We start from the raw sequence: 24,686 nt of genomic DNA on the forward strand, positions 1-24,686 counted from the left end.
CGCCGAAACTGCATCTTCTGCACGCAACGCGCAAGTGGAGCGTTCACAAGATGCAGTCTCGGCGCGGGAGTCGCCGGCGTCAGGCGATGGCGCCGGTCTTCTTCAGCTCCTCGATCCGGTCCCAGTCGATGCCGAGCTCCATCAACACCAGCTCGGTGTGCTCGGAGGCCTGCGGCGCCCGGGTGGTCTCCAGCGCCTCGTGGTTGAACTGCACCGGCCCGCGCACCACCTTGAACGGCTCGCCCCCGTCGGCGGCCTCGACCTCGACGATCATGTCGTTGGCGATCGCCTGTTCGTCGGTGCTCAGGTCCATCAGGCTCTGGAACGGCGCCCACTGGCCCCGCATCGTCTTGAGGTGCTGGCGCCAGTACTCGAACGGCTTGCTGCGGATCGCCTCGGCGATCAGTGCCCCGCCCTCGGTGGCGTTCTCGATCAGCGGCATCACGTCGGAGAACCGGGGGTCGTCGGCCAGTTCGGGCAGGCCCAGATGCTCGAAGGTGTCCCGGATGTAGCCGGTCGGGCTGACGATGCACAGGTTGATGGTGCCGCCGTCGGAGGTCTCGTAGTTGGCCATGAACGGGTTGACCGACGGGCCCGACGCGTTCGGCATCTGCGAACGCATGGTCTCGCCGGTCTCCATGCCCTGGGTGACGCTGGCGCCGGCGGCCCACCACGCGGTGCTCAGCAGCGAGACGTCGATCTCGGCGGTCTCGCCGGTGCGCTCCCGGTGGAACAGGGCCGCCGAGATGCCCCCGGCGATGTTCATCCCGCCGATCGAGTCGCCGAAGGCCGGGATGCCCTGCGAGAGTGCCCCACCGAGCTCCTCCGGGGTCAGCGCGTGGCCGATGCCGCTGCGGGTCCAGAAGGCGGTGCCGTCGAAACCGCCGGTGTTGCGTTCCGGGCCCTTGTCGCCGTAGGCGCTGCCGCGGGCATAGATGATGTCGGGATTGGCCGCCCGGATGTGCTCGAGATCGAACTTGTTCTTCTGCCGTTGGGCCGGCATGTAATTGGTCAGGAAGACGTCGGCGGTCTTGGCGAGCTCGTAGAGCATCTCCTGGCCGCCGGGGGTCGACACGTCGATTCCCACGCTGCGCTTGCCGCGGTTGGGATGCTCGATCAGCGGGTGCCGGTCGGGATCGAGCTGGAATCCGCCCATGTTGATGAAGCCGCGCTGGGTGTCTCCGCGCACCGGATGTTCGACCTTGATGACGTCGGCGCCCCAATCGGCGAGAATGGCGCCCGCTGCGGGCACGAAGGTGAACTGTGCAACCTCCAGAACCCGGACTCCCTGCATCGGCTTGAACACGTCGATCCTCTCCTGTCGCCGGGTCCGGGCAGGGTCAGCCCGGGTGCCCGATGGTCTTGAGTTCCAGGTACTCCCTGAAACCCTCGTCACCGTTGCGCCGGCCGAGCCCGCTCTGCTTGGTGCCGCCGAACGGGCTGGTGATGCCGAAGTGGCTGCGGCCGTTGACTGTCACGTTACCGGTGCGCAGCCGGCGGGCGATTCCGAACGCCCGGTCCGGGTCGGCGCTGCTGACCTCACCGGACAACCCGTAGATGGAGTTGTTGGCGATCGCCACGGCCTCGTCGTCGGTGTCGTAGGGGATCACGGTCAGCACCGGCCCGAAGATCTCCTCCTGGGCGATCCGGGAGTCGGGGTCGACGTCGGCCAGCAGGGTGGGCTGGGTGAAGTAGCCGACGGGCAGGTTCTCCGGGATGCCGCCGCCGGTGACCAGCCGCGCGCCCGACTCGATTCCCGACGCGACGAGCCCCAGCACCTTCTGCCGCTGCGTCTCGCTGATCTGCGGACCCTGCATGACGCCGGGATCCCACGGGTCGCCGACCGGGGTGGCCTCCATGGCGGCCCTGAGGATGTCGATGCCCTCGTCGTAGCGGCTGCGGGGCAGCAGGATCCGGCTGGCCATGATGCAGGCCTGCCCGGACATGACGCAGGCGACCATCGCCGCCATCGGCAGGCACTTCTCCAGCTTGGCGTCGTCGAGCACCACGTGGGCCGACTTCCCGCCGAGCTCCATCATCGTCTTCTTCACCGTCGGAGCCGCCGCGGCCAGGATGGCGCGCCCGGTGGCCGTCGACCCGGTGAACGTCACCATGTCCACGCGCGGATCGGCCGACAGTGCCGCGCCCACCTCGTTGGCGTTGGAGCACACCACGTTGAACACCCCGGCGGGGATGTCGGTCTCCTCGGCGACGATGCGGCCCAGCTCGGTGCCCGACCACGGGGTGAGCTGCGCGGGCTTGAGCACCACCGTGTTCCCGGCCATCAACGCCGGGGTGCTCTCGGCGATGTTGAGATACAGCGGCACGTTCCACGGGGTGATCGCCCCGACGACGCCCACCGGGTCGAACTGCAGCGTGCGCCGGGCGGTGCCCATGACGGCCTTGTGGACGCCGGTGTCCTGCAGGTAGGCGAAGTCCAGGCCGTACTGCGCCCAGTGCCGCACCTCGTCGATGGGGTCCTCGACCTGACTGCCGGTGACACTGACCGGGCAGCCGACCTCGCTGACCACGATGCGCCGCAGCCGCTCCTTGTGCCGGTCCAGTGCCGCGTGCAGCTGCATCAGGCAGTGGTGGCGGAACTCCACGTCGGTGGCCCACCGGCCGGTGTCGAAGGCGCGCCGTGCCGCGCCGATGGCCTGCTCCATGTCGGCGACGGTGCCGTCGGTGGCCTGCCCGATGACCTGCTCGTTGCCCGGGTGCACGACGTCGAACAGGGCGCCACTGCCGGTGTGGCGCAGTTCGCCGTCGATGAGCATCCGCTGCTCGCCGGCGAGGATTCCGGTGCCCGCGTCGGCGGCCGGTCCGGTGTCGGTCTGGGTGTCGGTGTCGGTGTCGGTCATGGTGGTGTCAGCTCCCCGGGGCGACCAGCTGGGGCGGATTGACGGCGTCCGGGTCGGGGTTGGCGATCGGCAGCCCCATGAACCGGCGGGCGTTGTCGCCCATGAAGTCGTAGGTGCGCCGCACGTCCATGCCCTCGGCGTACTTCCAGAACCCCTTCGGCTCGGCCAGCCCCTCCGGGTGCGGGTAGTCCGAGCCGAACATCACCTTGTCCCAGCCCACGGTGTTCACCACGTCCGAGACGCAGCCTTCCCAGAACGGGCTGACCCAGATGTTGCGGCGGAACACCTCGTGGGGGTGCTCCGGGAAGTTCTGCGGCATCTTCTTGGCCAGATCCTCGAAGTCGTTGAACAGCGGGAAGATCCACGAACTGCCGTTCTCGACGCTGGCGATGCGCAGCTTCGGGAACCGGGTCAGGGTGCCGTGGCAGATCAGGCTGGTGATCATGTCGGCGATCTCGCGGTGGCCCAGCACCATCCACCGGAAGGCGCTCATCGCCATGAAGTTCTGGGTGTGCGGCGGCTCCCACCGGCCCACGTAGTCGTCGAGCGGGGGATAGCTGGCGTGCAGCACGATCGGCAGCCCCGCGGCCTCGACGTCGCGCCAGAACGGGTCGAACTCGCCCAGCGCCGGTGAACGCCAGCCCTGCACACCGTTGACCGGCCCGGGTTTGATCAGCGCCACCCGGGCGCCGTGGTCGAGGATGTACTCCAGTTCACGCTGGGCGGCGTCGACCTCGGACAGGTTGAGGATTGGGGTGGAGAACACCCGCCCGGCGTAGTCGTAGGTCCAGTGTTCGGCCATCCACTGGTTCAGCGCGTGGATGATGGCCAGCGTCAGCTGGGGGTCGTCGGCGCTGGAGTGCTCCACCAGGCTGGCCAGCGTCGGATAGTTCAGGGCCTCCACCACGCCCTGGCGGTCGAGCTCGGCGACCCGGTCCTCGGGGTTGCGGGTGGCGGCGGGCGCATCGATCGGGGCCCCCTGCATCTCGCGCAGCGTCAGGCCCTCGGTGTTCTCCCCGGCGAAGAACTTCTCGTGCGCACCGGGAGCCGCGACACGTTCGAACGTCGGGTTGGGGATGAAGTCGGTGACCTTGTTGTTGATCACGATGCGGGTCTGCCGGCCGATCTGCGCGTACTGCACCGCGCGGCGGTAGCGCTCGGGCAGGTACTTCGTCAGCGCGTCGACCGTCTCGTACATGTGCTGGTCGGCGTCGAAGATCGGGGCGTCGCGGAAGGCGCCGTCGGACGCGGTCGGGGTCATGACTGGCTCCTCGTTCAGGTGGTCAGAATGCTGGCGGCGGCGGTGCCCGGTGCTCCGTAGAGCTGGGTGAAACCGACCTTGGGCTCGCCGGGCACCTGGCGGTCACCGGCCTGTCCGCGCAACTGCCGGACGATTTCGTGGATCTGCCGCAGCCCCGAGGCGCCGATGGGCTCGCCGTTGGCGATCAGCCCGCCGTCGGTGTTGACCGGCATCGGCCCGCCGATCTCGGTGGCGCCGTCGGCCAGCAGTTTCTCCTGGTCGCCGTGGTCGCAGAAGCCGCACTCGGCCATGTGGATGATCTCGGCTCCGGCGTCGGTGTCCTGGAGCTGGATGACGTCGACGTCCGAGGGCTCGATGCCGGCCCTCTCGAACGCGGCGCGCGCGGCGTACACGGTGGGGGCGACGTCCTCGTCGACGGGAGCGAAGGTGGTGTTGACCTCGTAGGCGCCGTAGCTGCGGGTGCGCACCTCGACCGCCCGCAGATACACCGGCTTGTCGGTGTAGCGGTGGGCGATGTCGGCCCGGCACATCACCACCGCCGCCGCGCCCTCGTCCGGGGCGCAGAACATGTACTGGGTCAGCGGATAGTTCAGCATCGCCGAGTTGAGGATCTCCTCCTCGCCGATCGGCTTGCGCCGGAACGCGTTCGGGTTCAGCGCGCCGTTGCGGAAGTTCTTGGCGGCGACCTTGGCCAGCGTGGCCTGCGAGATACCGTGGTCGTGCAGGTAGCGGTTGGCCTTCATGCCGAAGAACTTCGTGGTGAGGTACTGGCCGTTCTCGGCGTACCAGCGGGGCATCCCGACCAGCGCGGGATCCTCGGTGAAGGCGCCCTTGGGGTGTTTGTCGAGCCCCACGGCGATGCCGATGTCGTAGTCGCCCAACCTGATTCCGTCGGCGCACGCCTTGGCGGCGCTGGCGGCGGTCGCGCAGGCGTTAAACACGTTGGTGAACGGGATGCCCGACAGACCCACCATGCCGACGATCGCGTCGGGGTTGGCCACCGTCCAGCTCCCGCCGGTGGCCGCCTGGATGTCGCCCCACTGCACCCCCGCGTCGGCCACGGCCGCGAAGATGGCGTCGACGCCCATCTGCATGGCCGACTTGCCCTCGAACCGCCCGAACGGGTGGAGGCCCACACCGATGATGGCCACGTCGTTGACTGCGGTGTTCACTGCACCCCTTCTTTCGTGGCCCCCGTACGGACGCCCTGTGTCGAATCCCGAGCCATTCGGCCGCCCAACCGTAACACTTACAGTAGCTTATCTAGTGTCCCGTGACGACCGACAGGAAGGCCCGGACCGTGGCCCAGCCCGGCACACCTCACACCGAGGCGAACGGCGAGGTCAGCGGCCCGGCGCCGGCCACGTCCACCGTCGAGCAGAAGGTGACGTTCTGCCGCATCTGCGAGCCGCTGTGCGGCATGATCGCCACCGTCGAGGACGGTCGGCTGACCGCGCTGCGCCCCGACCGCGACCACCCGCTGTCCTCCGGGTTCGCCTGCCAGAAGGGCATCGCGTTCGCCGAGGTGGTCAACGACCCCGACCGGGTCGTCACCCCGCTGCGGAACGGGCCCGGGGGTTTCGAGCCGGTCGACTGGGACACCGCCCTCGACGACATCGCCGACCGGCTGTCGGTCATCCACCGCCGCCGCGGCTCCGGAGCGGTCGGGTGGTACTTCGGCAATCCGACGGCGTTCAGCTACGCCCATCTGATGGCCGTGTTTCCCTTCATCAAGGGTCTTGGCCGGCGCTCGCACCTGTTCACCGCGTCCTCGCAGGACACCAGCAACCGGATGCTGGCCAGCCAGTTCCTCTACGGCACCCCCGTCTCGGTGCCCATCCCGGATCTGCTGCGCACCGATCTTCTCGTCATGCTCGGCTCCAATCCGGTTGTCTCCCACGGAAGTTTTCTGACCACGCCGCGGATCCGCGACCGCATGCACGACATCGTCAAGCGTGGCGGGCGGGTCGTCGTCGTCGATCCGCGCCGGACCGAGACCGCCGCACAGTTCGAGTGGCTGGGCATCGCCGCCGACGGAGACGCCTATCTGCTGCTGTCGCTGCTGCAGGTGATGTTCGACGAGGGCCTCGTCGACGTCACCGCGGCGGCGGCCCGGGCCGAGGGTCTGGACTGGCTGCGGGTGCAGTGCGCGGGGTTCACCCCCGAGGCCACCGAAGAGCGCACCGGGATCGCCGCGCAGACCGTGCGGACGCTGGCCCGCGATCTGGTCGGGACACCGCGCGCGACGGTGTACGGCCGCTTCGGCACCTGTGTCGGGCGCAACGGCACGCTCACGGCCTACCTGATCGACGTGGTGAATCTGGTCGCCGGCAATCTGGACACTCCCGGGGGTAGCGTCTTCGCCACGATGGGCGCCCCGGGTCAGCGGCTGGTCTATGCCGCACTCGGGGCGGTCATGCGGCGGACCTACCGACGCAAACGCTCCCGGGTCGGCGGTTTCGGATCGGTCATCGGCGCCGAACCCGCCACGCTGATGGCCAAGGAGATCGGCACCCCGGGGGAGGGCCAGATCCGGGCACTGTTCGTCAGCGCGGGCAACCCGGTGCTCTCGGTGCCCAACGGCGACGAGCTCGAGGCGGCCCTGGACGGGCTCGAGCTGATGGTGGGTCTGGACCTCTACGTCAACGAGACGACCGCGCACTGCGACTACGTGCTGCCCGTCACCACCATGTACGAACGCGACGATTTCCCGGTGGTGTTCCAGAGCTTCCAGACCACCCCGTTCCGGCAGGCCACCGAGGCGGTCGTGGCCCCGCGCGGTCAGGTCCGCACCGAGTGGGACATCGTCGGCGACCTGATGTCCAGGATGTCGCGCCGCACAGCGGTGTTCGGTGCCGCCGTGCTGCTGCGCCGGCTGTTGCGGGGGGCGGGGCCGCGCACAGCGGTGTTCGGTGCCGCCGTGCTGCTGCGCCGGCTGTTGCGGGGGGCGGGGCCGCGGCCCCTCGTCGACCTGATGATCCGGATGTCGCACGGCGGAGACCGGTTCGGGCTGCGCCGCGGCGGGCTCAACTTCCGGCGGTTGGTCGACGAGCACCCGCACGGCGTGGTGCTCGACGACCATGTGGCCACCGGTGTGCTGGATCGCATCGTGGTGTACCGGGGCGGGCGGCTGCGGCTGCGGCACGACGAGATCGCCGCCGAGATCGCCGCGGTGGCACGGCGCCCCGTCCCGGCGGAGTTTCCGTTCCGGTTGATCGGCATGCGCCAGCCGAGGTCGGAGAACTCCTGGATGCACAACGCCCCGTCGCTGGTGGAGCCCGTGCTCAGGCGCGGTGACACCACCCACGGCGCGTTGATGCACGCCGAGGACGCCGCCGAACTGCACATCGCCGACGGGGACACCGTCCGGATCAGTTCCCCGGCGGGATCCATCGACATCCCGGTCACCCTGACCGACGGGCTGATGCGCGGCACCGTCGCGGTCCCGCACGGCTGGGGCCACGGCGGCACCGGCGGGTGGCGGCTGGCCAACAAGGCCGGCGGCGTGAACGTCAACCGGCTGACGTCCAGCGATCCCCGGGACCTGGAGGCGCTGGCCGGGATGGCCTGGCTGACCGGGGTTCCGGTCAGCGTCGCACCGGCGTGACCAACGCGGGGTGCGCCCCGCGGGCGCCGTCTGACTATACTACTGTAACCATTACCGTTGGCCGTGCCGAACGGTGCGCGACAAGGCAGAGAGGCGGGTCGAGTGGGCACGCTGGACGAGAAGGCCGCCGCGGTCGCCGGCCCCGGGGCCGACCCCCGCGATGAGCCGGCGGCGCTCCTGGAACGGCAGCGGCGGTCGTTCCTCGCCGACGGGCCGCCCACCGCCGCCGTGCGGCGGCAACGCATCGACCGGCTGCTGGCGCTGGTCCTCGACAACACCGACGCCTTCGTCGAGGCGATGGCGGCCGATTTCGGCACCCGGTCCCGCGCGGCGACACTGTTCACCGAGGTCGTCGGCATGATCCCGGTGATCGAGCACACCAGAGCCCATGTGGGCCAATGGATGAAGCCCACCACCCTGATCCCGGCGGCGCGGCTGGCCGGGTTGAAGGCGGTGGTGGAGCCGGCCCCGCTGGGGGTCGTCGGCGTCATCGGGCCGTGGAACTTCCCGCTCAACCTCGTCGTCCTGCCGGCCGCGGCGGCGTTCGCCGCCGGTAACCGCGTCATGGTCAAGATGTCGGAGATCACCGCCCGCACCGCGGCGCTGATGAAGGAGCTGGCACCGCGATTCTTCGACCCCACCGAACTCGCGGTGGTGACCGGGGGCCCGGACGTCGCCGCGGCCTTCGCCACCCTGCCGTTCGACCACCTGTTCTTCACCGGATCGCCCGACATCGGCGTGCTGGTGCAGCGGGCCGCGGCGCAGCATCTGGTTCCGGTCACCCTGGAGCTCGGCGGCAAGAACCCGGTGGTGGTCGCCCCCGGCCAGGGCCCGGCCGAGCTCGACCGGGCCGCGGCGCGCATCGCGTCGGCGCGGATGGTCAACGGGGGCCAGGTGTGCGTGTGCCCGGACTACGTCCTGGTGCCCGAGGGGCAGCTGGACGCCTTCGTGGACCGGGCGCGCGCGGAGCTGCGCCGCATGTTCCCGACGATCGTCGCCAACCCGGACTACTGCTCCAGCGTCAACGAGCCGAACTTCGACCGGGTCCTCGGCCTGCTCGACGACGCGCATGCCAGGGGAGCATCGGTGGAACCCGTTGCCCCGGCGGGGGAGCTGCTACCGGACCGGGCCACCCGCAAGATCGCCCCGACGATTGTGCGCGGGGTGACCGAGCAGATGAGGATCGCCCGGGAGGAGATCTTCGGTCCGGTGCTGGTGGTGCTGGGCTACGCGACGCTGGACGAGGCGATCGGTGCCGTCAACGCGCGCCCGGCGCCGCTGGTGGCCTACTGGTACGGACCCGACGGGGAGGCGTTCCGGCGGTTCGTCGCCAGCACCCGCAGCGGCGGCGTGGCGCGAAACGACTTCGCGGCTCAGATGATTCCCTCCGCGGCGCCGTTCGGCGGGGTGGGCCACAGCGGAATGGGGGCCTACCACGGCAAGGCCGGGTTCGACGCCTTCACCCACTACCGGACGGTGGTCGGATCCGACCTGCCGTTCAGCATCACCGGCAGCGCGGCACCACCGTTCCGCCGATCGATGAAGCTCTACGCCGCCGCCCAGCTCCGGCTGGCCCGCAACCGGACCCGCCGGCGGATCAAACGAGCAGAGCCGATGCAGAAGTGGGGGAAGCCATGACGACGGCCACGGTGGTGTTCGACCCGTTCTCCGAGGACTTCTTCAACAGTCCCTACGAGACGTACCGGCGGATGCGCGAGGAGGCGCCGGTCTACTACAGCCGGGAGTACGACTTCTATGCCCTGACCCGCCATGAGGATGTGGCGGCCGCGTTCAAGGACCACGAGACCTTCTCCTCGGCCTACGGGGTCGACCTGGCCCAGGTGCGCAAGGGGCACGTCACCGAACACGGCTCCATCATCGCGATGGATCCCCCCGCCCACCGGCGGATGCGCAGCCTGTTGAACCGGGTCTTCACCCCGCGTGCCATCCAGTCGCACCAGTCCCTGGTGACCAGGCTGATCGACAAACACCTCGCGGCCGTGGACCCCGGGGGTTTCGATTTCGTCCAGGACTTCTCGGCGCTGTTCCCCGTCGACGTGATGACCACGCTGCAGGGTGTGCCGGACGAGGACCACCAGCAGATCCGGCTGTGGATCGACGACCTGCTGCACCGCGACGCCGGCGAGGTCGAGATGAGCGAGGCCGGCCTGAAATCGGCGGTGGACATGGCCGTCTACTACTTCCGGCTGGTCAAGAAGCGCCGCAACGAGCTCGGAGACGACCTGCTGAGCCGGCTCATCGAATCGGAGATCGAACGCGAGAACGGCGAGATGGAGCCGTTGGACAACGTCGAGATCACCGAGTTCGCCACGTTGCTGGGCGGCGCGGGCGCCGAAACCGTCACCAAACTGCTCGGCAACGCGGCGGTGGTGTTCGCGCGCAACCCCGATCAGTGGCAGCTGCTGCAGCGGGACCGCGGGAAGATCCCGCTGGCCGTCGAGGAACTGCTGCGCTACGAGGCTCCGGCCCAGTACAACGTGCGGTGTTCCCTGCGCGACGTGACCCTGCACGGGGTGACGATCCCCAAGGGCAAGCCGGTCTTCCTGGTCGGCGGGTCGGCCAATCGGGATCCTCAGGCGTGGACCGACCCGGACCGGTTCGACATTGACCGGGACCGGACCCAGGCCCAGAACCTGGGCCTGGGCTACGGCATCCACAGCTGTCTGGGCGCCGCGCTGGCCCGCATGGAGAGTGCGACCGCGCTGGACCGGATGCTGGACTTCATGCCGCGCTACGAGGTGGACTGGGCCGGCTGCAGGCGCGTCAACATGCAGAACGTCGCGGGATGGAGCAACGTGCCGGTGCGGGTGCTGCCGTAGGACGGACCCCGAACCTCGGGGTTACCTTCGGCGCGCAGCGTCGGCCCACACGTCGGCCAGCGCGTCGGTGGTCGTCACCGTCGCCAGCAGGGCCAGCGTGTTGTCGATGATCGCGGCGCCGTAGTCGGTCGGGATGCCCGCGACGCCGTCGCGCGGCAGCACCACCCGGTAGCCGGCGTTGACGGCGTCCATCACCAGATTGGGGATCGCCACGTTCAGCGACACCCCGACCGCCACGACGGTGGTGGCGCCGAGGTTGCGCAGCACGGCGTCCAGGTCGGTGCCGCCCATCGGGCCCAGGCCGTGCCAGCGGTGCAGCACGAGATCCTCGGGCTCGGGACCGAACTCCGTCAGCAGCGTGGCGCCCTCGCTGCCCGGAGAGATGTCGACGCTGCGCTGCCCCATGGTGAACAGCCGGGCGTTGTGGTTGGAGCCCAGCCCGTCGGGGCGGCGCTGCACCAGGCAGTGCACCACCGTGACGCCGGCGGCGCGGGCCACGGGCAGCAGGCGGGCGATGTTCGGCAGCGCCTCGCGGCGGGCCTCCTCGGCGAGTGCGCCCAGGCCCGCGTTCGGGCCGACCACCGCGCCCTGCAGCTCCTGGGTGACCACGACGGTGTGGCCGGGGGACACCAGGTCCGCGAGTAGGCCCGTCACGGCGTGCCCGCGCCCACGGGCGGAACCTCGTAGAACTGTGTGGCCCACTTCCGCAGGGCCATATAGGGTTTGGCGTCCACCTTGGCCAGCGGCGGATTCTCGACGTACTTCTGGTAGCGCCAGATGTCGCAGTCCTCCCACACGGTCTTGAGGAACTGCTTCTCGACCTGCGCGCGTACGTGCGGTGGCGGCACGTCGGAGGTCTCACCGGGCTCCTTGGGCCACCAGATGGAGTAGAACATGTCCGAGACCTCGTCGTCGACGGGCGTGCAGGCGAAGATCAGGCGGTGGTTCGAGGCGCCCTCGAACGCGCTCATCGCGAAGCCGAGCCCGGAGAAGTGGCTGTGGATGCGCAGCGCCATCCTGTCGGGGTCGTCGCTGCGGGCGTCGGGCCAGCCGGTCAGGAACCGCCACTCCTCGCCGACGTTCTCCCAGTGCAGGCACACCGGTGTGACCGTGGCGCCGTGCACGTAGCGGAAGTGCGAGCTGTCGGGCCCGTTCTCGGCGACGATCTGGGGATGCACCGGGATCGCGTCGGCGCGGCTGGAGAACTCCGGGTAGGGCCGGTAGTAGGCGTGCGGGTCGGTGTCGAACTGGGGGAACTTCAAGAAGATGTCGGGCAGTTCCCACTGGGGTTCCTTGCCCTCGGGCTGGTGCCAGACGAAGACGCAGCCGTACTGCTCGGCGACGGGGTAGGACCGCAGCGTCAGCCCGCGGTTGGGCCGGTCGGGCTGGTAGGGGATGTAGCGGTTGGTGCCGTCGGGTCCCCAGCGCCAGCCGTGGAACGGGCATTCGATGCAGTCGCCCACCACCGTGCCGCCGTGGCCGATGTGGGCACCCAGGTGTTTGCAGTGCGCCTCCAGGACGTGCAACTGGCCGGACTCGTCGCGGTAGGCGGCCAGATCCTCGCCGAAGTACTTGAGCGCCCTGACGTCGCCGGACCGGAACTCGGCGGACCAGCCCACCATGAACCAGCCGGTGACCTTCCAGGTGAACGGTACTTTCATCGGGTTGCCAATCTTCTTCGCGGGCTGATACGGAATAGATTACTGTAGCTATTTCAGGTGAGGCCAGACCGCAGCCGAAAGCAGGAGAGCATGCCGATCCCACCAACCGGTCCCGCCGACGAGATCGAGGCGATCCGGAGGTTGAAGGCGCAGTACTGCCGGTTCCTCGACACCCGCGACATCGAGGCCTGGAAGGCGTTGTTCAGTCCCGACGTGGTGGTGCGGCTGGACGTGGCGGTCTCGACCGGTGGCGCCGACCCGCAGACCATGCCACCGCTGGAGGGCCTCGACGCGTTCGTCCCGGTGGTGCTGGGCGGCATCGGCGATGCCGCGACCATGCACCACTGCCACACCCCGGAGATCGACCTGACCTCGCCGACGACGGCCACCGGGATCTGGGCGATGGAGGATCTGCTGGTCTTCCCGGACGGGGCCGAGGTGCACGGCGCCGGGCACTACCACGAGACCTACGCCAAGCACGACGGGCGCTGGCGGATCACCTCACTGCACCTGACCCGTACCCTGCTGCGATTCAAGGGCGGCGGATGATGCCGCGGACCGTTCTGGTCATGGGGGCCAGTGGATTCGTGGGCTCTCACGTGACCCGGCAGCTGGTCGAGCGCGGCGACCGGGTGCGGGTGCTGCTGCGCAGGACCAGTTCCACCCGCGGTATCGACGACCTCGACGTCGAGCGCCACTACGGCGACATCTTCGACGACGCGGCGGTGCGCGGGGCCATGGCCGGCTGCGAGGCGGTCTTCTACTGCGTGGTCGACGCCCGGGCCGGCCTCGCCGACCCGACGCCGTTGTTCCGGACCAACGTCGAGGGCCTGCGTCGCGTGCTCGACATCGCGGTGGGCGCGGATCTGGGCCGGTTCGTGTTCCTGAGCACGATCGGCACGATCGCGGTCAGCGACGACGGCTCGGCGGTCACCGAACAGACCCCGTTCAACTGGGCCGACAAGGGCGGGGCCTATATCGAGTCCCGCCGGGCCGCCGAGGACCTGGTGCTGTCCTATGCCCGACAGCGTGGGCTGCCCGCGGTCGCGATGTGCGTGTCCTTTCCCTACGGTCCCCGGGACTGGCAACCCACCCCGCACGGTGGACTGGTCGGCCTGGCCGCGCGCGGCCGGATGCCGGCCTACATCAGCGGGTGGAGCACCGAGGTGGTCGGTGTCGAGGACACCGCGCGGGCGATGCTGCTCGCCGCGGAGAAGGGGCGGGTCGGTGAGCGCTACATCGTGTCCGAGTCGTTCCTGTCCAATCGCGAGCTGTTCTCGGTCGCGGCGCGGGAAACCGGCGCCCCACCACCACGACTGGGCGTTCCGCTGGCCGCCCTGTCCGTCGGCGCCCATGCCGTCGAGCCGCTGCGCAGGCTGCTGCCGAACCGGATCCCGGCGTTGCTCACGGTGGTGCGCCTGATGCGTCTGACCTCGCCGGCCGACCACGGGAAGGCCACCCGCGAGCTCGGCTGGTATCCGCGGCCCGCCACCGAGGCGATACGGCGGGCCGCCCGGTTCCACGCCGAGCGTGTCCGCGGTCAGGAGGTGCGAACATGACCGACAACCGGTTCGACGCGCTGGTCATCGGCGCGGGCTTCTCCGGGCTCTACATGCTGCACCGCCTGCGCGAGCTGGGTGTGTCGGTCCTCGCCGTCGAGGCGGCGCACGATGTCGGGGGCACCTGGCTGGTCAACCGCTATCCGGGGGCCCGCTGCGATATCGAGAGCATCGAGTACTCCTACAGCTTCTCCGAGGAGATCCAGCAGGAGTGGGTGTGGACCGAGACCATGCCCGCCCAGCCGGAGATCGAGGCCTACCTGAACTTCGTCGCCGACCGGCTGGACCTGCGCCGCGACATCCGCTTCGACACCCGGGTCGAGGCGATGACCTTCGATGCCGACGAGGCCGCCTGGGTGGTGGCCACCGACACCGGTGAGCGGCTGGTCGCGTCGTATGTGGTGGCGGCCTCGGGGATCCTGTCCGTTCCGCTGGAACCCGACATCGCGGGGATGGACACCTTCGAGGGCACCTCGGTGTACACCAGCTCCTGGCCCCGGGAGGGAGTCGATCTCGGCGGCAAGCGGGTGGGTGTCATCGGCACCGGATCCACCGGGGTGCAGCTGATCCCGGTCATCGCCCGGGAAGCCGGTCAGCTCACGGTGTTCCAGCGGTCGGCGGCCTACACGTTGCCGTGGGAGGTGCGCCGACTGGGGGAGGACGAGCTCGACGAGCTCAAGGCGTCCTATCCGCAGATCCGCGCCGCCCAGCGTGAGCACCCCGTCGGCGCCGCGCGGTTGAGCGCGTTCTCGGTGCTGCTGGACATGCTCACGGCGCCACCGCTGACGTCGGCCACCCGGCAGGAGCAGTTGCGCGCCATCGACACCCACGGCGTGATGGGCGCGTTGAACTGGGGCGACGTCTTCTTCGACATCGAGGCCAACCGGATGGCCGCCCGGCTCTACGGGGAGGCCGTGGCCCGCATCGTCAACGATCCCGACACCGCGGCGGCACTGGTGCCCAGCCACCCCTTCGGGTGCAAGCGCCCGATCATCGACCAGGGCTACTACGAGACGTTCAATCGGGACAACGTCACGCTGGTGGACCTGCGGCAGGGACCCATCCGTGCGGTCACCCCGACCGGCATCGCCACCGAACAGGGCGACTACGAACTCGACGTGATCATCTACGCCACCGGGTTCGACGCCATGACCGGGGCGCTCTCGCGCATCGACATCAAGGGCCGCGACGGGGTGAGCCTGCGGGAGGTCTGGGACACCGAGGGACCGACTTCGTATCTCGGTCTGGCCGTCGCCGGTTTCCCGAACCTGTTCATCATCCAGGCTCCCGGAAGCCCCTCGGCGGCCACCAACTTCATCGCCGCCATGGAACAGCACGTGGAGTGGATCGGCGACTGCATCGGCTATCTGCGCGCGCACGGCCACCGCACCATCGAGGCGCAACCGCAGGCCCAACGCGACTGGATCGAGCACACCACCGCACTGGTCGAGCCCACGGTGCTGGCCCATCCCAGCTGCAACTCCTGGTACAACGGCGCCAACGTGCCCGGCAAGAAGCGCCGCTACATGGCCTACACCGCGGGCATCCCCGAGTACCGGCGGCGTTGCGACGAGGTCGCCGGTTCCGGCTATCCCGGCTTCGATCTAGGCTGAAAACCGTGCGTGCCCAGGACCGCTTCCGCCGGATCGCCCGCGAGCTCGGCGGTGTGCTGCCGCGCTCGCTGGACGCGCTCTCGGAGACACCGGCCTGGGACGGCAGGTCGGTGCGCGGGCTGCGCCAGCTCGGTGAGGTGGCCCTCGACGAGCTGGTGGTCACCGGCATGACGCTCACCGCGCCGCCCCCGCAGGTGCACACCGACATCGCCCGGTACGGCCCGGTGGCCGCCGAGCTGCGCGAGCTCGGCGTGCTGGGCGCCCACAGCGCACCGAAACCCCTGCAGCTGGGTGCTACCCGACGGCGCCTCGCCGGGCCGTTGGCGTTCGAGGAGATCACCTTCGAGCACGATCCGGGACTGCCGGCGGGGTTCGGTCCGCTGGGCGCCCCGGCAACCGCGGTGTGCCATATCGTCCGCCACGACGACGGCCCCCGCCCCTGGCTGGTATGGGTGCACGGCGCCGGGCAGGGGGGACTGTCGGATTTCGCGGTCGCCCGGGTGGGCCGGATCCACAACCGGCTGGGTTTCAACGTCGCGCTCCCCGTCCAGCCGGGGCACGGGGTGCGGCGGCGGTGGTGGCCGACCTATCCCGACACCGACCCGCTGGCCAACGTGGCCGGCATGATGCGCGCGGTCTCCGAGGTGCGGGCGGTGATCCGCTGGCTGCAGCCCGAGGCGACGGCGATCGCGCTGTCCGGGCTGTCACTGGGCAGCGGGGTGGCTGCGCTGGTCGCCGGGCTGGAGGACGGACTGGAGGGGGTGGCGGTCTACACCCCGATCCGCGGCCTCAACGCGATGATCGCCAACCACCTGCACCGCTGGGGCGGCGCCGCCGACGAGGTGCTGGCCGTGCTCAACTCCGACGTGGTCGCCGACCTGACGTCGGTCATCGACCCACTGGCGGTGGAGCCGCTGCCCCCGCCGCAGCGGCGCCTGATCGTGGGGGCCTGGCACGACCAGATGGCGATGCGCAACCCGGCGCTGGACCTGCACGAACGGTGGGGCGGCGAACTGCTGTGGCACGACGGCGGGCACGTCGGACACCTGCTCTCGGCCAGGGTGCACACCGAGACGGAGCGGTTTCTGCGCACCGTCGCCGGACGGACCTGAGAGCCCGGCACGCCCCTTACGGTGTGCCCGTCCCGTAGTCCGCGACGATCCGCGCACGCGCGGCCCGCAGTTCCTTCCGCAGGTCGTGCCCGGGCACCACCACCCACTGGAAGGCGATCCCGAACACCACGGCGGTGATCTCGCTGACGGCCGGCTCGAGGTCGACGTCGGCGCGCACCGAGCCGTCGGCGATGCCGGCGCGCAGTGCCGCCGCGACCTTCTCGGCGCCGCCGCTCAGCTGGGTTCGCACCCGCCGGCGCAGCGGCGAGGACGTCTTGGCCGCCTCGAACATCGCCACGAACATCGCTCGCAGGACATCGCGGTTCTCGGTGTGGAGTTCCTCGATCCGGTCGAAGTGCGCCAGCACCTGGGTCAGGCCGGTGGAGGCCGGGTCCGGATCGGGGTTGAGCCGCTTGACGTACTCGTGCAGGAACGCCTCCAGGATGGCGTCCTTGCTCCCGAAGCGGGCGTGCACCATCGCCCGGCTGTAGCCGGCTCGGCGGCCGATCTCCGCAGCGGTGGTTGCCTCCCAGCCCTTTTCGACGATCAGGTCCGCGGCGGCCCGCAGCAAACGCCGCGACGAGAGCTCGACGCGCTGAGGTTGGGTCAGCCCCCGGGAAGGCGACGGCACCCTTGCATGTTAGCCACCCGGGAACTAGCTTATTTGTTCAGTGACAAATTTCCTGGGTGCAGGTCGACGATGACCGCCGCCGGCCTGACGATCCCGTCCGGGATCGACGACCTGACACCGGCGTGGCTGACGCGGGCGCTGCGCGCCGGCGGGGCGGCGCCGGCCGCGACGGTCACCGGGGTCGCGGCCGAGCGGATCGCCGAGGACACCGGGTTCTCGGCGCTGCTGTACCGGTTGCACCTCACCGGAACCGGCGGTGTCCCCGCGACGGTGATCGCGAAACTGCCCGGTGAACCGGCGGCCCGGGCTGCGATGGAGCTGCTGGGCGGCTACCGCAGGGAGCTGGCGTTCTACCGTCACGTCGCCGGTGTCGCACCGCTGGGCACCGCGCGGTGCCTGGCCGCGCTCGACGCCGACGGCACAGAGGATTTCGTGCTGCTGCTCGAGGATCTGCGGGACTGGCACAACGCCGACCACCTCGCCGGGCTGTCGCTGGGACAGGTCCGGTCGTGTCTGGGCCAGCTGGCGGGCCTGCACGCCTGGTCGGTCCGGGCCGCCGATACCGCAGCGCCGGGGGAGTTCCCCGGTGTCGACTCTGCGGTGGCCCGAGAGCTGTTCCTGCCCGCATTCGCGCCGGGCTGGCAGGTCTACCTGGCGCACCGCGACGGCCCGGTCCCCGCCTCGGTGGCCGGCTTCGCCGAGCGGTTCGCCGAGCTGGCGCCCACGGCGTTGCGTGCGCTCTCGGAGCGTCCGGTATTGCTGCACGGCGACATTCGGGCCGACAACATGTTCTTCTCGGGTGGGCGCCTGAAGGTCGTCGACTTCCAGATGGCCGTCCGCGGCGCCGGTGCCACCGATATCGCCTACCTGGTCAGCCAGGGGTTGCCGACCGAGGTCCGCCGCGGACATGACGAGGAGCTGGTGGGCGAGTACGTGGACCTGCTGGCCGCGGGCGGGGTCACCGACTACCCCTTCGACACCGCCTGGCGGGACTACCGCTTCGCCGTCGCGTATCTGATCCACCTGCCGGTGATCATCCTCAACGGGTGGGACGCGCTGCCCGGGCGGTCCCGCGAGCTGTGCCTGACCCTGACCGATCGCGCGGTGGCCGCGATCGACGACATCGACGCACCGGAGGTCTTCGGATGACGCGCACCGCACGTGAGGTGGTCGAACTCTACAACCTGGTGGTATGGAACGAACGCGACTTCGCCCTGGCCGATGAGCTACTGGGCGACAACGTCATTCGCCACGACGTCGGAGAGGTGCAGGTGCTCACCCACGAGCAGGCCGTCGCTCGGGTGGTGGACAACTGCGCACTCTTCGACCGGATCCGCTTCGACCTCAAGCTCGTGGTCGCCGAACCCGACGGCGAGCATGTGGCGATCGTGTACGAGTCGCCGATGACGCCCAAGCAGGGCGACACGTTGACGATATCGAGCATGGAGATCTTCCGCGTGGTCGACGGCCGGATCGTCGAAGTCTGGAATTGCGGCTACAAGCAAGGAGTCTGGCAGTGACCGATACGACGACCCAGCCGGCGACCCAGCCGGCGCCCCTGGACGAGCTGGGCTACTACCTGTTGGCCGGCGCGGGCGGAACGGGGCCGGCCACCCTGATGGACGAGGCCCGCCGTGGGGAGGAGCTCGGCTTCGGAACGGCGTTCATCTCGGAGCGGTGGAACGTCAAGGAGGCGTCCTCGCTGACCGGCGCCGCTTGCGCGGTCACCACGCGGATGCAGATCGCCACCGCCGCCACCAATCACAACACCCGCCACCCGTTGATCACCGGATCCTGGGCGACCACCATGCACCGGCTCTCCGGCGGCCGGTTCACCCTCGGGATCGGGCGCGGTGTCGCGGCGATGTACTCGGCCTTCGGGATCCCGGCGGTGACGACCGCGGAGATGGAGGATTTCGCGCAGGTCATGCGGCGGCTGTGGCGGGGCGAACTGATCTTCAACCACGACGGACCCATCGGCAAGTACCCGGTGCTGTTCCTGGATCCCGACTTCGACGAGGACATCCGGCTGGCCCTGGTGGCGTTCGGGCCCAACACCCTGAAACTCGGCGGCCGGGCATTCGACGACGTCATCCTGCACACCTACTTCACCCCGGAGACGGTGCAGCGCTGCGTCCGGACGGTCAAGGACGCCGCCGAGCAGGCCGGCCGCGATCCCGAAGCGGTGCGGGTGTGGTCGTGTTTCGCCACCGTCGGCGACCATCTGCCCGAGGAGCTGCGGATGAAGAAGACCGTCGCCCGGCTGGCCACCTACCTGCAGGGCTACGGAGACCTGCTGGTGAACACCAACGGCTGGGATCCCGCTGTGCTGGAGCGTTTCCGGGCCGACTCGGTGGTGACCTCGATCCCGGGCGGCATCGACCACAAGGCCTCCGCCGATCAGATCGAGCACATCGCCACCCTGATCCCCGACGAGTGGCTGGAACCCGCGGCCACCGGGAGCGCCCGGCAGTGTGTGGACCGGATCCGCAAGGAATTCGACTACGGCGCCGATGCGCTCATCATGCACGGTGCCACGCCCGACGAACTGGAACCCATCGTGTCGGCGTACCGGGCCCGCGCCTGAACCGGACCCCTCAGCGGGGGTCGGTGCGGAACTGGTAGGAGCCCGCCGTGACGGCGCGGTCGCCGTTGCCCTCGTCGAACAGCCGCACCCGCACCAGTGCCGCGCCGTCGGCGACCGCCACGGTATCGGTCTCGGTGCGGAACGGTCCCACCTTGCCGCGGGCCATGAACATCACGTGTGAGGACACCCCCTGCAGGCGATCCGAGCCGGTCCGGGCGGCCACCGCGTCCAGTGCCGCCGTCTCCAGGATGACGAACTGGGGCCCGATGTGCAGGGCCGCGTCCGGGGAGGCGACCTCGGCCGCCAGTTCGGGCAGGGCCCAGCCACCGTCCGCGCGGCGGGAACCGCCGAACACCTGCCACAGCGGCGGCAGATCGGGTGAGTCGACCACCTCGATCGGATCCACCGGCATCTTCTGCAGCCCCCGCGGTGGCGTGCCGATGCTGATCCCCTGGCCCTCCGTCACGGCCAGGACGCGCTGTGGGCGCCCCGCCTCGACGATCACCGAGCGGCTGTAGCCCATCTGCCTCCCGCGCTTGAGGGTCTCCCCGCGTACCTCGAACCGGGTCACGTCGCGACCGGGGTCGAGAATCTGACACGAGTGCACCACCGGGTTGGGGACGGCCTCGAGGTCGGACATCCCGCCGCCCTCGGGGGAGGCGATGCCCAGCACCGCCAGCAGCAGCCCGCCGGTGGTGTTGCGCATGTCGTGCCGGACCGCGACGGTGTCGTCGGTGGGACCCAGGTCCATCGAGTCGTAGGTTCGGCCGATGTAGCGGTAGCTCAACAGCCCACCCCAGCGGGCCCGCAGCTCGGCGGCGTAGGCCTCGGGATCCTCGGCGAGGTTGCGGATATCCTGCGGCATGCGACGTTCAGCCCTCCCGGGTCGGGTCACGTCGCCACACCAGGGTGCTGCGTGTGGTCGCCCCGTCGGAGATGCTGTCCGCCGCCAGGACCAGCCGGTCGCCCTCGACGCGGACGTCACGCAGCTGCGGGCTTTCCAGCAGCTCCGGGATGGTCGACATTTCCACCCGGTGGTGCACCACCGCGGCGTCCTCGTCGAGATGGAAGCGGCCCCCGTAGGCGATGTAGTGGCCGAGTTCGGCGCCGGCGGGGTCCGGGGCCAGCTGAGCCGACATCCAGCCGTCGTCGGTGTAGAGGATCAGACCGCGGGGATGCGCCCCGAGCGGTTGGCGGACCTCGCCGGTCGCCGTGTCCCGGCTGTGGAACGACGAAAGCCGCCAGCCGCCGAGGATGGCGTTACGCAGCAATGACATTGATGACATTGATGACATTGATGACATTGACCAGTGACCTCCGGGTGGGCTTCATGGCAGGATCGCCGTCCGGGTGACCGGTGCGGCGGCGGCCTGGCGGCTGTAGAGGCCGCGCAGCAGGGCGGTGAGCAGCGCATCGCGGGTCTCGGCCGGGTCGATGAGTTCATCGAAGCCCAGGCTCTCCGCCGAGTTGAACGACGCCTGTAGTTCGGCCTCGCGGAGCTGCTCGGAGGTGTCGGCGTCGGTGTGTGCCGCCCGGGTCAGTGCCGCGGCGCTCATCGCCCCCATGGTGGCACCGGGATAGCCGAAGGTGGCGACCTGGCCGTCGAACCCGAGCAGCGACATCACCATGGAACCGAATCCGTACGCCTTGCGCAGGGTGAGATGCAGTTTGACGGTGGTGGCGGCGGTCTGGGCGGCGAACATCCGCGCGCCGGCGCGCAGCACCCCCGCCCGTTCGGAGCGGCTGCCCGGAAGCATGCCCGGGTTGTCGGCCAGGAAGACGATCGGCAGATGGAACGAGTCGGCGACCATGATGAAGTGGGCGGCCTTGTCGGCGGCGTCGGCGTCGATGGAACCCGCCATCACCCGCGGCTGATTGGCGACGACCGCCACGGGATGGCCGCCGAGGTGGGCCAGCGCGCAGACGATCCCGCGGCCGAAGCGCGGCTGCACCTCGAACCAGTCGGCGGTGTCGAAGACGACGTCGAGCACTGCGCGGATGTCGTAGACGCGCCGGTTGTCGCGGGGGACGATCTCGAGAAGTTCGGGCGTGGCGCGGGCTCGGGTGGCCGGGCCGTCCGCCCGCGGTGCCGGATATGACCAGGCGCTGGAGGGGAAGTAGGACAGGTAGCGCCGTATCTCGGCCAGGGCGGCCGCGTCGTCGGCCGCCACGTTGTGCACGACCCCGCTGGGCACCGCGACGGCCGGGCCGCCCAGGTCCTCCTTCGAGATCTCCTCGCCCGTCGACTCTTTGACCACCGGCGGGCCGGCGGTGAAGATCGCGCCCCGCCTGGTCATCACCCGGAAGTCGCACACCGGTGCCACCAGCGCGCCGTGGCCGGCCGACGGGCCGAGCACCGCGGCGAGTGTCGGCACCAGTCCCGAGCAGCGCGCCTGCGCGATCAGGTCGGTGGGGGAGCGCCCGCCGTGCTTACCGGGCCGGAACCCGGCCCCCTCGAGCAGCATCACCAACGGGATGCGGTTGCGGATCGCCAGTTCGGCGAGCCGGTAGCGCTTGGCGTTGCTGCCCGCGCCGATGGTGCCCGCCACTGTGGTGAAGTCCTCGGCACCGACCATCACGGGTCTGCCGCCGATCAGACCCGACCCCGCGACGATCCCGTCGGCGGCCACGTCGCCGCCGGTCAAGGTGCCCAGCTCGCGGAAGGTGCCGGCGTCCAGCAGTTCCCCGATCCTGGTGCGTGCGTCCAGCTTGCCCCCGGCGTGGTGGGCCGCGAGTCGCTCGGCGCCGCCCATCGCCCGCGCGCGAAGCCGCCGGCGTTCGAGGTCGGCGCGGGTGTCGTCCCAGGCGGACCGGCCGGCGGGGCCCCGTTCGGCCTCGGTCATGAGCCTCCTCGGTGGATCGACTGCGCCGAGTCTAGCGTCGGCCCGGCGCGGTCCCCGAGGCGGCGTTGACCGTACCGAATGACTTACTGTAGCGTCCCCGGCATGGTCGGGAGCCTGAAGATCGACCGCGGGATCCCCAGCCGTCTCGACCGGGTCCCCGAGACCGCGCGTTCCCACGAGGCCGCGGGTTATGACGGGTGCTGGACCGGCGAGATCAACCACGACCCCTTCCTGCCGCTGCTGCTGGCCGCCGAGCACACCGCCACCATCGAGGTGGGAACCAGCATCGCGGTGGCCTTCGCGCGAAACCCCATGACGGTCGCCCAGCTCGGCTGGGATCTGCAGTCGTATTCCGGTGGCCGATTCATCCTCGGACTCGGCACGCAGGTTCGCGCCCACATCGAGAACAGATTCGGTATGCCGTGGAGTCACCCGGTGGGTCGGATGGCGGAATTCGTTGCCGCGCTGAGACAGATCTGGTCCTGCTGGCAGACCGGCGACCGCCTCGACTTCCGGGGCGAGTTCTACACGCACACGTTGATGACCCCGATGTTCACCCCGGAGCCGACCGGCTGCCCACCGCCGAAGGTGTTCCTCGCCGCGGTCGGCGCCGCGATGACCGAGATGTGCGGAGCGCGTGCCGACGGCCTGCTCGTCCACGCCTTCACCACCCGGCGTTATCTCGACCAGGTGACCGTCCCGGCGCTGCTGCGCGGGATGGCGAGCAGCGGACGTCGCCGCGCCGAGTTCGAGGTGTCCAGTCCGGTCTTCGTGGTGACCGGTCGCGACGAGGGTGAGATGGCCACCGCCGCAGCGGCGTTCCGCAAGCAGATCGCGTTCTACGCCTCGACCCCGGCCTACCGGGGGGTGCTCGAACTGCACGGCTGGGAGGCGTTGCAGCCCGAGTTGCGCGCCCTGTCGCTGCAGGGACGCTGGGATGCGATGGCCGACCTGATCGACGACGAGATCCTCGCGGCCTTCGCGGTGGTGGCTCCGGTCGAGCGGGCGGGCGCCGCACTGCGGCAGCGCTGTGCCGGGGTGATCGACCGGGTGCTGCCCGGGTTCGCGCCCGGCACTCCGGAGCCGGTGGTCGAGGCGGTGCTCGCCGAGGTGCGAGCCGCGTGTTGAGCGGGCTGCCGGGACGGCCGGGTGGGCGTTCGGGGGATTCCGAAGGGAGAGCAGTGGACAGGATCGCCGGCAGGACCGTCGTCATCACCGGGGCCGCCCGGGGGATCGGATATGCCACCGCCGGGGCGCTGCTGGCCCGCGGCGCCCGCGTGGTCATCGGCGACCGGGACGTGCCGCGGCTGGAGGCCGCGGTCGAATCACTGGCCGGCGCGGGGCCGGTGTCGGGTCATCCGCTCGACGTCACCGATCCGGCGTCGTTCGCGGAGTTCGTCGCCCGGGCCCGCACCGACGGTGGCGGGCGGATCGACGTACTGGTCAACAACGCCGGCGTCATGCCCGTCGGGCACTTTCTGGAGCAGTCCGAGCAGGCCGTGCGCACCGCGATCGAGGTCAACGTGTGCGGGGTGCTGACCGGGTCGCGCCTGGTGCTGCCCGAGATGGTGGCCCGCCGTGGCGGGCACATCGTCAACATCGCCTCGCTGGCCGGCGTGGTGCCGGTTCCGGGTCAGGTGGTCTATGCGGGAACGAAGTTCGCCGTCGTGGGGCTGTCCACCGCCATGGCCGACGAGTTCTCCCCGCACGGGGTGGAGGTCAGCGTGGTGATGCCACCCTTCACCGCGACCGAGCTGATCGCCGGGACGAAGAGCACCGGGGCCAGCAGACCGGTGGCCCCGGAGGTGATCGCCGGCGCGGTCGTCGGGGTGCTCGACCGGCCCAGAACCCATGTGGCCGTGCCCTACCCGATGCGTTTCGTCTCCCCGGTCCTCTCGATGCTCGGGCCCCGTGCGCGTCGGTGGCTGCACCGCCGGATGGGTTCGGACCGGCTGTTCCTGGACTTCGACACCGCGGCGCGCCACGCCTATCACCAGCGCGCCGAGTCGGCCACCGGTGTGGTGGCCGCGCCCGCGCCGCCGACCCTTACTGAGTGACTTACCGCAACTGATACAGTTGGCCACACCCACGACGCCGGCGACCCGGCGCGG

The 24,686-nt window shown here is 70.1% G+C and carries 22 protein-coding genes; 12 read left to right on the plus strand and 10 right to left on the minus strand.

Annotated features, from left to right (window positions below; all coding sequences use genetic code 11):
• Positions 1–79: 79 nt before the first annotated feature.
• The 4 genes from CSR00_RS01505 to CSR00_RS01520 are packed head-to-tail and all read right to left on the minus strand — an operon-like array spanning position 80 to position 5,294.
• On the minus strand, positions 80–1,294 hold the full coding sequence (locus CSR00_RS01505; RefSeq protein ID WP_099020678.1) for a CaiB/BaiF CoA transferase family protein: 1,215 nt from the start codon (positions 1,292–1,294) through the stop codon (positions 80–82).
• 46 nt (positions 1,295–1,340) lie between these two features.
• Entirely contained in the window at positions 1,341–2,861 is a 1,521-nt protein-coding gene (locus CSR00_RS01510; protein WP_099020623.1) for an aldehyde dehydrogenase family protein, read from the minus strand.
• 7 nt (positions 2,862–2,868) lie between these two features.
• Positions 2,869–4,122: an amidohydrolase family protein gene (locus CSR00_RS01515; protein ID WP_099020624.1), complete on the minus strand. Its 1,254-nt coding sequence runs from the start codon at positions 4,120–4,122 to the stop codon at positions 2,869–2,871.
• A 14-nt stretch (positions 4,123–4,136) separates the two neighbouring features.
• The gene (locus tag CSR00_RS01520) at positions 4,137–5,294 is read right to left on the minus strand and encodes a thiolase family protein (RefSeq protein ID WP_099020625.1); all 1,158 of its coding nucleotides are present in this window, start codon (positions 5,292–5,294) and stop codon (positions 4,137–4,139) included.
• 248 nt (positions 5,295–5,542) lie between these two features.
• Between CSR00_RS01520 and CSR00_RS01525 the strand changes: the two genes are divergently transcribed.
• From CSR00_RS01525 to CSR00_RS01535, 3 genes are all read left to right on the plus strand, one after another.
• Positions 5,543–7,729, plus strand: coding sequence for a molybdopterin-dependent oxidoreductase (locus CSR00_RS01525; RefSeq protein WP_099020679.1), 2,187 nt, complete (start codon positions 5,543–5,545; stop codon positions 7,727–7,729).
• A 102-nt stretch (positions 7,730–7,831) separates the two neighbouring features.
• The gene (locus CSR00_RS01530) at positions 7,832–9,367 is read left to right on the plus strand and encodes an aldehyde dehydrogenase family protein (protein WP_407662389.1); all 1,536 of its coding nucleotides are present in this window, start codon (positions 7,832–7,834) and stop codon (positions 9,365–9,367) included.
• On the plus strand, positions 9,364–10,569 hold the full coding sequence (locus tag CSR00_RS01535; RefSeq protein WP_099020626.1) for a cytochrome P450: 1,206 nt from the start codon (positions 9,364–9,366) through the stop codon (positions 10,567–10,569). Before CSR00_RS01530 ends, CSR00_RS01535 begins: the two co-directional genes overlap by 4 nt.
• Before the next feature lie 21 nt (positions 10,570–10,590).
• Here CSR00_RS01535 and CSR00_RS01540 read toward each other — a convergent pair whose 3' ends face one another.
• Both CSR00_RS01540 and CSR00_RS01545 read right to left on the minus strand, forming a co-directional pair.
• Positions 10,591–11,223: a cysteine hydrolase family protein gene (locus tag CSR00_RS01540; protein ID WP_099020627.1), complete on the minus strand. Its 633-nt coding sequence runs from the start codon at positions 11,221–11,223 to the stop codon at positions 10,591–10,593.
• Positions 11,220–12,230: an aromatic ring-hydroxylating oxygenase subunit alpha gene (locus tag CSR00_RS01545; protein WP_099020628.1), complete on the minus strand. Its 1,011-nt coding sequence runs from the start codon at positions 12,228–12,230 to the stop codon at positions 11,220–11,222. Before CSR00_RS01545 ends, CSR00_RS01540 begins: the two co-directional genes overlap by 4 nt.
• A 90-nt stretch (positions 12,231–12,320) precedes the next feature.
• On the opposite strand from CSR00_RS01545, the gene CSR00_RS01550 reads away from it, so the two are divergent.
• From CSR00_RS01550 to CSR00_RS01565, 4 genes are read left to right on the plus strand one after another with little or no spacing between them, the layout of a single operon-like run.
• Positions 12,321–12,779 carry a nuclear transport factor 2 family protein gene (locus CSR00_RS01550; RefSeq protein WP_099020629.1) on the plus strand — a complete coding sequence of 153 codons (459 nt, stop codon included), beginning with the start codon at positions 12,321–12,323 and terminating at the stop codon, positions 12,777–12,779.
• Complete coding sequence (locus tag CSR00_RS01555; RefSeq protein WP_099020630.1) at positions 12,776–13,789, plus strand: NAD-dependent epimerase/dehydratase family protein; 1,014 nt, start codon at positions 12,776–12,778, stop codon at positions 13,787–13,789. Before CSR00_RS01550 ends, CSR00_RS01555 begins: the two co-directional genes overlap by 4 nt.
• Positions 13,786–15,402 carry a flavin-containing monooxygenase gene (locus CSR00_RS01560; protein ID WP_099020631.1) on the plus strand — a complete coding sequence of 539 codons (1,617 nt, stop codon included), beginning with the start codon at positions 13,786–13,788 and terminating at the stop codon, positions 15,400–15,402. Before CSR00_RS01555 ends, CSR00_RS01560 begins: the two co-directional genes overlap by 4 nt.
• 5 nt (positions 15,403–15,407) lie before the next feature.
• Complete coding sequence (locus tag CSR00_RS01565) at positions 15,408–16,514, plus strand: PHB depolymerase family esterase (RefSeq protein ID WP_099020632.1); 1,107 nt, start codon at positions 15,408–15,410, stop codon at positions 16,512–16,514.
• 16 nt (positions 16,515–16,530) lie between these two features.
• On the opposite strand, the gene CSR00_RS01570 is transcribed toward CSR00_RS01565, so the two are convergent.
• Positions 16,531–17,145: a TetR/AcrR family transcriptional regulator gene (locus CSR00_RS01570; protein ID WP_099020633.1), complete on the minus strand. Its 615-nt coding sequence runs from the start codon at positions 17,143–17,145 to the stop codon at positions 16,531–16,533.
• 69 nt (positions 17,146–17,214) lie between these two features.
• Here CSR00_RS01570 and CSR00_RS01575 point away from each other — a divergent pair, with 69 nt between their 5' ends.
• The 3 genes from CSR00_RS01575 to CSR00_RS01585 are packed head-to-tail and all read left to right on the plus strand — an operon-like array spanning position 17,215 to position 19,732.
• Positions 17,215–18,294 carry a phosphotransferase gene (locus CSR00_RS01575; RefSeq protein ID WP_176561854.1) on the plus strand — a complete coding sequence of 360 codons (1,080 nt, stop codon included), beginning with the start codon at positions 17,215–17,217 and terminating at the stop codon, positions 18,292–18,294.
• Positions 18,291–18,665 (plus strand): ester cyclase, encoded by a 375-nt coding sequence (locus CSR00_RS01580; protein WP_099020634.1) that lies wholly within the window; start codon positions 18,291–18,293, stop codon positions 18,663–18,665. The genes CSR00_RS01575 and CSR00_RS01580 overlap by 4 nt, the downstream gene beginning before the upstream one ends.
• Entirely contained in the window at positions 18,662–19,732 is a 1,071-nt protein-coding gene (locus CSR00_RS01585; protein WP_176561855.1) for a TIGR03857 family LLM class F420-dependent oxidoreductase, read from the plus strand. Before CSR00_RS01580 ends, CSR00_RS01585 begins: the two co-directional genes overlap by 4 nt.
• 10 nt (positions 19,733–19,742) lie before the next feature.
• On the opposite strand, the gene CSR00_RS01590 is transcribed toward CSR00_RS01585, so the two are convergent.
• Genes CSR00_RS01590 through CSR00_RS01600 form a run of 3 tightly spaced genes read right to left on the minus strand, consistent with a single transcriptional unit; the run spans position 19,743 to position 22,575 of the window.
• A complete protein-coding gene (locus CSR00_RS01590; RefSeq protein WP_099020636.1) occupies positions 19,743–20,597 on the minus strand; it encodes a hypothetical protein in 855 nt (284 codons plus the stop codon).
• Positions 20,598–20,604: 7 nt separating this feature from the next.
• Positions 20,605–21,009: a lipocalin-like domain-containing protein gene (locus CSR00_RS01595; protein ID WP_099020637.1), complete on the minus strand. Its 405-nt coding sequence runs from the start codon at positions 21,007–21,009 to the stop codon at positions 20,605–20,607.
• 51 nt (positions 21,010–21,060) lie between these two features.
• Entirely contained in the window at positions 21,061–22,575 is a 1,515-nt protein-coding gene (locus CSR00_RS01600) for an acyl-CoA carboxylase subunit beta (protein ID WP_099020638.1), read from the minus strand.
• A gap of 102 nt (positions 22,576–22,677) precedes the next feature.
• Here CSR00_RS01600 and CSR00_RS01605 point away from each other — a divergent pair, with 102 nt between their 5' ends.
• Positions 22,678–23,703: an LLM class F420-dependent oxidoreductase gene (locus CSR00_RS01605; RefSeq protein WP_099020639.1), complete on the plus strand. Its 1,026-nt coding sequence runs from the start codon at positions 22,678–22,680 to the stop codon at positions 23,701–23,703.
• A gap of 53 nt (positions 23,704–23,756) precedes the next feature.
• Positions 23,757–24,632 carry an SDR family oxidoreductase gene (locus CSR00_RS01610; protein ID WP_099020640.1) on the plus strand — a complete coding sequence of 292 codons (876 nt, stop codon included), beginning with the start codon at positions 23,757–23,759 and terminating at the stop codon, positions 24,630–24,632.
• Positions 24,633–24,686 lie beyond the last annotated feature (54 nt).

This window comes from Mycolicibacterium palauense (assembly GCF_002592005.1).
GTDB classification, from domain to species: domain Bacteria; phylum Actinomycetota; class Actinomycetes; order Mycobacteriales; family Mycobacteriaceae; genus Mycobacterium; species Mycobacterium palauense.